Genomic DNA, 8339 nt, shown 5'->3' with positions numbered 1-8339 from the left:
GCGCAGCCAGAGAATGTCGAAGGTGTTGGAGACGGCGGTGTCGCGCTGGTCGTCGTCGAGGAAGACCTGCGCGTAGAAGAGGTAGTCGTTGTCCACGATCTCGCGGAACGCACGGTGGTCCAGGGGTGGCACCTGAGACGTTGTCACCGAGGCCTTGTCGCTGCACCGTTCAATCCAGTCGCTCGACTTCTGGGCCTCGAACGCTGCCTGCCGCCACAGCCGGTACAGGGGCCATCCGGGCATCTGTAGCTGGAGGGCCAGGCTGAGGATGATCTCCCATCGCGGGTAGAGCCCGGTTCCTCGTAGCAGCTCGGAGAGCTTCGACTTGGCGAGCGGGACCCTGGTGCTGAGGTCGCTGAGGGTCAGTCCGCTCGTCAGGTAGCTGTAGCGCAGCTGCTCCAGCCAGGCGCGGTGGATGTTGCCCACGCCGTCGGCGATCGGTCCGAGTTTGCGCCCGGGCCGCAGGGGCGCCGGCTTGGCGGGAGGTGCCGGCGGCTCGATGGGGGTCGTCACGGGGCGCTGCCCTCCTTGTCGGGCACCGCGTCCACGCCGTTCTTCGAGGGCGGCCCGGCCTGGGCACGGGTGGCGCGAATGATCTGCTGCACGACGAGCCCGAGCACGGGGGCCAGGGCGGCGATCGCGGCGGCCTGGCCCATCGCCGTCATCACGAGGCTCCAGGCGAGAACCGTCGCCGTGATGATCACTATCTGCTTGAGTCCCATGCGCAACTCCTTGGTGTCGGCCTGGTGCTCCATGGCCCATCCGGAAGCCGTGGAGCTCCCCGGGTCGCGGGTGCCGAATCCGCTCCCCGGGGAAGGGCAACCAGCTTGAACCGAACGAGAGTTGTTACGCCACGTGATCACGGAATCACGGAACAATGACAGTCGCAGATCGCACCCTGGGCGCACGGAGATGACCGATCCGGTTCGGAGAAAGCGCAACCGCAGCGCCTACGGGTAGAAGTTCCGGGTTTTCCTTGCAATCCCCCGGCAGACCCCCGTCAATGGACGCATGACACCTTCGGTGTCGGCCTTCCCATCCGGAAGGGCTCGCTCCCGTGCCGAGAATGATGGGGAGCGAGCGTGACCGCTCTCGCCTGGCCGGTGTTGGAGGCCAGGCGAGAGCGGACCAGTCCCCACGCGAGGACGACACGACCGTAGCTGAGGGCACTGACACTCAGCCCCGCCCGGCACCGACCTGCCGGTCCAGCGCGTAGGCGGCCCGCTCCCCCGGCGGGTGCCCCTGACCACGAACGGCGCCGAGGCCAGCTCCTCCACCCCACGCGAAGGCCCAGGGCCCCGACCGCTGCCACAACTCATGGGGCGTGGCCGGAGCGTTGCGCCCCGACCACGCCCTCAGCTGGTGGTTGTCTTACGGGTGGCCCGCAGGCGTGCGGTAAGGATCGGATCCGCAGTATCGGGCGGATCAGCGTTGGTCGCCCTCACCTGCTCCGGCACTCCCCCGGCCGGGCCGTAGGGATCGTCACGTACCACGGCGGCGCGCAGGGCGGCCAGTACCGATGCGCGGGAGGGATGGCCCGGGGTGGCAGCGGTACCGGTGATGACCTTGGTGGCGGTGTCGATGAACCAGGTGATCCATGGGCGCACCAGGTCGCCGTCGGCGTCGACCAGCAGCGGGGCCTGGACGTGGTCGCTCTCCCAGGCGTAGTTACGCCATGACGCCGGCCGCTTGCCGAACACGTCGTGGGCGCGTGCTGCCTCTGGTCCGGTGGTGTGCCCGGCGCGCTCTCCTGCGGTCAGGTCCCGGCGCAGCGTGCGCAGGAACGTCGACAGAGACGGGACCGGATCCAGCAGCGGCACCTGCGACAGGGCTGCCCCACCTGGAACAGCCACGAGGTTCGGTGGGACAGGCTGGGCAGTGCCGGACGCTTGCGCGCGCATGCTCCCGGCTTCGGCCTCTGCGCGCTCCATGAGCTGGCGGTGGACTGCGGAGGCGTTGCCGTGCCGCCCACCTACGCCGCCCGCCTCTTCGAAGCCCGCGATCACGCGCCCGACCAGCAGCTGCAGGAGATCGCCGCCGAAGGACTCCAAGAGACGTACTTCAAGGACGGCGGCCGCCGTGCCGCCGGGCTCCTGGTTGAGTACACCGACCTGGAACACATCGAGTTCGACCTGTAAGGCCACGAGCTCCACTGCTGTGCGGGTTCGAGAGGAGTCGCCTGGTACCCCGCTTGGCCTTTCATGTTGCGCGCTTCGAACGATGCCCGGGACGACGGACGATGTTGGATCGTCGCGCCGTCCCGCTGACGGGCAAAGTTGCTCCGCTTTGTGACACTGGCCTCGCCGTGTCAGCGGCTAGCGGAAACCGGCCACTTGGTGGACGGTGATCCAAGGAGCGCCCGGGTGAGCAGGCCGCCACTCACTCCCAGGACGACGGCAGCGGCGGTCCACCAGGGGTGCCAGTCAGCAATCCCGAGGGCGTGGTCGACCGACCAGCGGCCAGGTCCGGTGAGGGACAGCACGGCGGGGATGACCACCAGGACGAGGGGGTACTCGTAGCCGTCGTTCTGCACCCACAGACCATTGCGCCGCTTGACGGTGATAGCCACGGTCATCACGCCGATGGCGGTGGCGGCCGCCATCGGCGTGAGCCCTCCAGCGGCCAGGAACAGACCCGATCCGATCTGCCCGAGTCCCGCGGCGGCCGCCGTGAGGCGGCCGCCGCGGAACCCATCCGCGCGGAATTCGGCAGCGCCACCCTCGATGCCGTGGCCTCCGAGACGGAAGCTCACCTTCTGGAGGCCGTGACCTGCGATGAGCAGCCCGATCACGAGTCGGAGAACGAGCAGTCCTGCATCCATTACGCGGTTCCTGACTTTTCCTGGTGGTGTGCCGAGTGGTTGATCTGATGCCGTCAGAGCACGAAGCAGGCGTCGAATATCTCCGGCGCCGTCTCGGGCACGTATCCGCGTGCGGCGCGCCACTGACGGTGCTGCTCGGATTCGGCGACGGCCTGGCCGAGCAGGTCGGCCTGGCGGGCGCCGGAGATGCTGGGCTTGACGGTGGCCTGGTAGCCGCCGAAGTGCGCGACCGGGCTCCACAGCGGGCTGACCGACCCGATGGGCTCATCCAGGCCCTCGTATGCGCCGGCGGCGTAGACGATCCGGCCACCGACGACGGTCAGCAGCGACTCGATGTGCGGGATGTCCTGCTCGGGAACGGAGAGGAAGTCGTCCGACAGGATCGCCAGGTCCCCGTAGTAGCCGGGGGCGAGGATGCCCTTGACGTCTTCCTCGCCGGTCAGACTGGCACCGGCCTGGGTATACATGGCCAGTGCGGTTTCGCGGCTGACCCGGTTCTCGGGCGGGTAGATCGCCAGATCGCCCACGGTGCGACCGGAAACAAGCCAGTGCAGGGCCACCCACGGGTTGTAGGAGGACACGCGGGTGGCGTCGGTGCCTGCCCCGACGGTCAGGCCACGGTCGAGCATCGCACGGATCGGCGGGGCCTCGGCCGCCGCGCCCGCACCGTAGCGGCGGACGAACGCCTCACCCTGGAAGGACATCCGGTTCTGCACGGACAGGGCGCCACCGAGGGCGGCGATTCGGTCCAGGCTGTCGCGGGAGACGGTCTCGGCATGGTCGAACAGCCACCGGTTGCCGGCCGGGAACAGGCCATCGGAGGCGAGCTTCTCGAAGACCGCCAGATCGCGGCGGATCGTCTCGTCGTAGGTGGCGTGCAGCCTAAAGCCCCAGCCGTTCTCCATGAGCAGGCGCACGGCCTGCTCGAACTCGTCCTCGTACTCGCCCAGTTGCGGGCGAGGCTCGGCGAAGTTCTCGAAGTCCGCAGCGGCCCAGGTGAGATTCTCGCCCGCGCCGTTCAGGCGCAGCCATTCGTCGCCGTCGCCGGGGCGGACCGTCTCGATCCAGCGCTTGAGGTCGGCGATCTCCTGGCCGCCCGTCTGCGGGAAGAGGTGGTACGCGATCCGCAGCGACAACTGGCCTTCCTTGGCCAGGTCGATGACGGTGCCGTAGTTGTCGGGGAAGTTCTGGAACCCGCCCGCCGCATCGATCGCCGAGGTCAGACCGAACCGGTTGAGCTCGCGCAGGTAGTGGCGCGTGGACGTCTTCAGGTCCTCGCCCTGCAGGGTGGGAGCCTTGGCCAGCGTCGAGTAGAGAATCAAGGCGCCGGGGGCAGCCAGCAGCATGCCGGTGGGCTCACCGTCGTTCCCGCGCACGATCTGCCCGCCGCGCGGGTCGGGAGTGTCCTTGGTGAAGCCGGCCGCCTGCACCGCGGCCCGGTTCATGATGGCCGACTGGTAAAGGTTCAGCACGAACACCGGAGTGTCCGGAGCGGCGGCATTGAGCTCCGAAACGGTGGGCAGCCGCTTCTCGGCGAACTGATCCGCCGAGAAACCGCCGACCACACGCACCCACTGGCCCTTGGGGGTACGGGCGGCCTGCTCACGCAGCATCGCCAGGCCCTGTCGCAGCGTCGGGACCCCGTCCCAGCGCAGCTCGAGCACGTAGTTCAGTCCGCCACGGATGACGTGCAGGTGGGAGTCGTTCAGACCCGGAATCACCCGGCGGCCCAGCGCGTCCACCACTCGGGTCTGCGCGCCGACCGTGGGCACGACATCGGTGTCGTCGCCGACCACCACGACCCGCCCGTCCTTGATGGCCACCGCGCTGGCCTGCGGGCGGCGCGGATCACCGGTGTAGAGCTTGGCGTTGCGCACCACCACGTCGGCGACGACATGGTTCGGGGCGTGTTCGGCGGCGGGAACAATCCCGCCGACAGGCATCGTAGGCATGTGGTCAAACTCCAAAGATTGTTGGGGTATGGCGTGCTGTCAGGCGCCGGCTACGGCCGACGGCCGCGCGAAGATCGCGGCTCCCGTCGCCCCGGCAGTGGCGGCGAGCAGCGGCCAGCCCAGCCCGTGGTGCAGCACCAGCCAGGCCCCGAGCAGGGCGCCGGCCAGCAGCGTGAGGACCGAGACAAGGCGGCGCCCGAAACCCGGGTTCGAGCCGCCGGCAAGGGAGGAGTCGGCGGCCAGACCTGTCAGCGTCAGGGTCAGCACCGTGGTGGTCATGTCCCGCACCGCGAGACTGCGCACCGTGCCGTTGCGCAGCCCCATCGCCAGCCCCGTGAGCGTGATCAGCACGTATATGGCGGTGCCGGGAGCGGCGAAAGCGACGGAGGTGGCCGCGGCGAGCAGCACCGCCTCCGTACCGAAAGCGGTACGCACCCACCGGCCGCGTCGACGGTTGCGGAAGAAGAGCGCGAGGCGTCCCGCGCCGACCGCTCCGGCCAGGAACGCGGCCAGGGCCACCAGGGAAGCGAGCACGGAGAACCCGGGCGTGCCGGCCGCGGCGAAGCCGAGGATGGCCACGTTGCCGGTCATGTTCGCGGTAAAGACATGTCCCATGCCCAGATAGCTGATCGCGTCCATGAGACCGGTGACGAAGGTCAGCATCGTGAGCGCCACCGGGAGCATGTCCATGCGTACCGGCGGACCTGCCGCCCTGCGGCTCCCGGGGTAACTGCCGATCACAACGCCTCCTGACGTAGTGCATTACGGATCAGGCGAAATTGGTGCTTTCGCCTGAGTGCCACGGATTGGTTACCGGGGCGGGCGGAGGTCCCTCTCCTCACCCGCCCCGGTGATCTGGGGGGCCAACAGCCCGACGACAAGGTCAGCCCGCATGTGGGCACCGATAGCCGATCGGTGCTGCGCCGGTTGCCTCATGTACCGGGGCGGGCAGGGGTCCCTCTCCTCACCCACCCCGGTGATCCGGGGGGCCAACAGACCGACGACAAGGTCAGCCCGCATGTGGGTCCGACAGCCGATTGGTGCTGCGCCGGTTGCCTCGTGCACCGGGGACAGTGAGGGTCCCTCTCCTCACCGCCCCCGGTGATCAGGGGGGCCAACAGTCCGACGACAAGGTCAGCCCGCCGCGTGGGCACCGACGGCCGACTGGTGCTGCGCCGGTTGCCTCGTGTACCGGGGACAGTGAGGCGTCCCTCCTCAACCGTCCCCGGTAGTCTGCGGGGCCCGATGTCCGGCGGCAGGGTCAGCCCGCCGCGTGGGCACCGACGGCCGACTGGTGCTGCGCCGGTTGCCTCGTGTACCGGGGACAGTGAGGCGTCCCTCCTCAACCGTCCCCGGTAGTCTGCGGGGCCCGATGTCCGGCAGCAGGGTCAGCCCGCCGCGTGGGCACCGATGATGGACTGGGCGTAGACAACACCGAGGCCGTAAGCGCCGCCGTGCTCCTTGACGAGTTCCGTCACGGGGACGTACGTCTCCCCGCGGGCCCAGTCACGCTGCAGCTCGAGCAGCACCTGGATCCAGGTGACCGGCACAGCGCCGGCCTGGACCATACGCAAAATGGCGTGCTCGTGAGCCTGAGGGCTGACACCGCCCGAAGCGTCCGTCACGACGTAGACCTCGTAGCCCTGGCCAAGCGCGGACAGCGCCGGCAGGACCAGGCAGACCTCGGTCCACAGACCGGAGAGGATGATCTTCTTCCGGCCGGTCGCCTTGATCGCATCGACCACAGCCTGGTCTTCCCAGGCATTCATCGTGGTCCGGTCAATGATCTCCTGCCCAGGGAAGACCTCCGCGAGCTGCGGCAGGATCGGACCGGAGAACGACTCCGCGGCAACCGTCGTCAGAACAGTCGGCACGTTGAAAACCCTGGCGGTCTTACCGAGACCCACAGTGGCATTGACGATCGACTGACGGTCACCACTCCCCACACCGAAAAACATCTGCGGCTGATGATCCACGAACAGCATCACCGCGTTCTCAGGAGTCAGCAGATCCGGACTCGGAGCAGCCTTGACATGGTTAAACATGGTTTTGCCTTTCATGGGTGCAGCAGAGATCTGCCCGAAATATCGGGTCGCTGCGAAGATTTGATGGACCGCACCGGACCCTGGGGCCGGGCCGATCCCTTACAGCCGGGTGCGTGACGAAGCTACGACCCCCGGACTGCCTCATGCTTCGATCAAGTGGCTTAATTCGTGTTCCGGAAGTCTTCCGGGTGCGTGACGAAGCTACGACCCCCGGACTGCCTCATGCTTCGATCAAGTGGCTTAATTCGTGGTGGCAGCGGCGGGCGCGTGCTTGGTGGCGGCGACGCCAGTGGGACCACGTCATCGCGTGGTCGCGCTCCGGAGCACCGTGGCGGGGTCCAACTGCCAGCAGACGTCGAATCTCGGCCGGTGTGAGGTCCAAGAGGTCGGGAGTGTCCCGCCCAGCGCCCCGAGGCTGCTATATCGCGTCAAGCCGCATGGACGAGGTTCTCGGAGTTCGTGCCGGTCTCTCGGTCGGAGTGTTCGAGGATCTTGAAGAGTTGACGGCAGATTGTTCGCTTGAGGCAGCGTTGCGCATCGCGGGAGGTCTTACCCTCGGCGACTCTGCGGGCGACGTACGCCTTCGTGGTCGGGTCGAGTCGCATTCGGATCAGCGAGATGGTGTGCAGAGCCCGGTTGAGCTGCCGGTCGCCGCTGCGGTTGAGTCGATGCCGGTTGATCAACCCTGACGAGGCGGGTATCGGCGAGACGCCAGCGAAGGAGGCGAAGGCGGCCTCTGATCGGAACCTGCCCGGGTGGGACCAGCTGACCAGGATCTGAGTAGCGGTAATCGACCCGACGCCGAGCAGGTCCAGAAGTTCGGGCGCCACCTCGCGGACCAGGAGGAGCATCTCGCCCTCGAGCTCTTTCGCTTCGGCCTGCAGGGCCTGGATGCGCTGGGCGGTAGATCGTAGGGCCCGCACGGTCATGCGACGCTCGATGTCCTATGCCGGGCGGTCTCGTAACTGAGCACAGCGTGCGATCAGGACCGGCCGCTTGAGTTTCCGCAGCTCCACGCGGAGATCGTCCGGTGCGGACACGATCAGCGATTTGAGCTGGTTGATCGCGGCGGTGGAAGCGAGTACAGCTCCGTGACGGGTGGCGAGCAGGACACGCAGGGCTTCGCGCTCGCCGCGGAGCCGAGGCTGGATCAGATGCTCGCTGACCAGAGCTTCCTTGGCCGCGCGGATCGCATCGATCATGTCGGTCTTGCGCCCGCCACGGACGGCTGGGCGCTTTGGCCGGCAGACTTCCACGACTCGCTCGCCGGCCTGGTTGAGGAAGGCGGCCAGGCCAGCGCCGTAGCTGCCGATGCCCTCCAGGGCCCAGCAGCGGCGGCCGGGAACGTGCTGGCGGGCGAAGTCCAGCAAGCGCCGGTAGCCGCGGGCGTTGGCGGGGGCGTCAGTGCTGGACACGACCGCGCCAATGGGGCTGACGGCTGCGGCAGCGAGGGTGTCGCGGTGGGTGTCGACGCCGATGACGCCGTCGACCTGTTCTGCGAGCATGGTCACGCGGTTGTTC

Annotated in this window: 8 protein-coding genes and 2 pseudogenes; 1 reads left to right on the top strand and 9 read right to left on the bottom strand. The window is 68.2% G+C overall.

What is annotated here, in order from left to right:
• The 3 genes and pseudogenes from OHB49_RS42255 to OHB49_RS42245 form a co-directional block, all read right to left on the bottom strand.
• Nucleotides 1-513, bottom strand: a pseudogene (locus OHB49_RS42255) (sigma-70 family RNA polymerase sigma factor); the annotation flags it as partial.
• Complete coding sequence (locus OHB49_RS42250) at nt 510-755, bottom strand: hypothetical protein (protein WP_329156832.1); 246 nt, start codon at nt 753-755, stop codon at nt 510-512. The gene OHB49_RS42250 and the pseudogene OHB49_RS42255, both read right to left, overlap by 4 nt.
• A 600-nt stretch (nt 756-1355) precedes the next feature.
• A complete protein-coding gene (locus tag OHB49_RS42245; RefSeq protein WP_329156834.1) occupies nt 1356-1853 on the bottom strand; it encodes a hypothetical protein in 498 nt (165 codons plus the stop codon).
• Between the two features lie 102 nt (nt 1854-1955).
• Here OHB49_RS42245 and OHB49_RS42240 point away from each other — a divergent pair.
• Nucleotides 1956-2138: pseudogene (locus OHB49_RS42240) on the top strand (telomere-protecting terminal protein Tpg); the annotation flags it as partial.
• 170 nt (nt 2139-2308) lie between these two features.
• On the opposite strand, the gene OHB49_RS42235 reads toward OHB49_RS42240, so the two are convergent.
• The 6 genes from OHB49_RS42235 to OHB49_RS42210 all read right to left on the bottom strand — a co-directional run bounded on the left by OHB49_RS42235 (nt 2309) and on the right by OHB49_RS42210 (nt 8323).
• Nucleotides 2309-2821, bottom strand: a complete 513-nt coding sequence (locus OHB49_RS42235) for a DoxX family protein (RefSeq protein WP_329156836.1) — start codon at nt 2819-2821, stop codon at nt 2309-2311.
• 53 nt (nt 2822-2874) lie between these two features.
• Nucleotides 2875-4773 carry an amidohydrolase gene (locus tag OHB49_RS42230; RefSeq protein ID WP_329156838.1) on the bottom strand — a complete coding sequence of 633 codons (1899 nt, stop codon included), beginning with the start codon at nt 4771-4773 and terminating at the stop codon, nt 2875-2877.
• A gap of 39 nt (nt 4774-4812) precedes the next feature.
• Nucleotides 4813-5463 (bottom strand): YoaK family protein, encoded by a 651-nt coding sequence (locus tag OHB49_RS42225; RefSeq protein ID WP_329156840.1) that lies wholly within the window; start codon nt 5461-5463, stop codon nt 4813-4815.
• Nucleotides 5464-6161: 698 nt separating this feature from the next.
• Nucleotides 6162-6833, bottom strand: a complete 672-nt coding sequence (locus OHB49_RS42220; protein ID WP_443079459.1) for a hydrolase — start codon at nt 6831-6833, stop codon at nt 6162-6164.
• 413 nt (nt 6834-7246) lie between these two features.
• Nucleotides 7247-7747, bottom strand: a complete 501-nt coding sequence (locus OHB49_RS42215; protein WP_329156842.1) for a transposase — start codon at nt 7745-7747, stop codon at nt 7247-7249.
• A gap of 15 nt (nt 7748-7762) precedes the next feature.
• Nucleotides 7763-8323, bottom strand: coding sequence for an IS110 family transposase (locus OHB49_RS42210; RefSeq protein WP_329166278.1), 561 nt, complete (start codon nt 8321-8323; stop codon nt 7763-7765).
• Between the last annotated feature and the right edge of the window lie 16 nt (nt 8324-8339).

The sequence above is a fragment of the Streptomyces sp. NBC_01717 genome (assembly GCF_036248255.1).
Taxonomy (GTDB): Bacteria; Actinomycetota; Actinomycetes; order Streptomycetales; family Streptomycetaceae; genus Streptomyces.
This window is presented reverse-complemented; position numbering and strand designations above follow the sequence as displayed.

What these genes read in the sequence shown, in the direction of transcription:
- OHB49_RS42250 (WP_329156832.1), bottom strand. Translation starts at nt 755, where the DNA reads ATGGAGCACCAGGCCGACACCAAGGAGTTGCGCATGGGACTCAAGCAG.
- OHB49_RS42235 (WP_329156836.1), bottom strand. Translation starts at nt 2,821, where the DNA reads ATGGATGCAGGACTGCTCGTTCTCCGACTCGTGATCGGGCTGCTCATC.
- OHB49_RS42230 (WP_329156838.1), bottom strand. Translation starts at nt 4,773, where the DNA reads ATGCCTACGATGCCTGTCGGCGGGATTGTTCCCGCCGCCGAACACGCC.
- OHB49_RS42225 (WP_329156840.1), bottom strand. Translation starts at nt 5,463, where the DNA reads ATGGACATGCTCCCGGTGGCGCTCACGATGCTGACCTTCGTCACCGGT.
- OHB49_RS42220 (WP_443079459.1), bottom strand. Translation starts at nt 6,833, where the DNA reads ATGAAAGGCAAAACCATGTTTAACCATGTCAAGGCTGCTCCGAGTCCG.
- OHB49_RS42215 (WP_329156842.1), bottom strand. Translation starts at nt 7,747, where the DNA reads ATGACCGTGCGGGCCCTACGATCTACCGCCCAGCGCATCCAGGCCCTG.
- OHB49_RS42210 (WP_329166278.1), bottom strand. Translation starts at nt 8,323, where the DNA reads ATGCTCGCAGAACAGGTCGACGGCGTCATCGGCGTCGACACCCACCGC.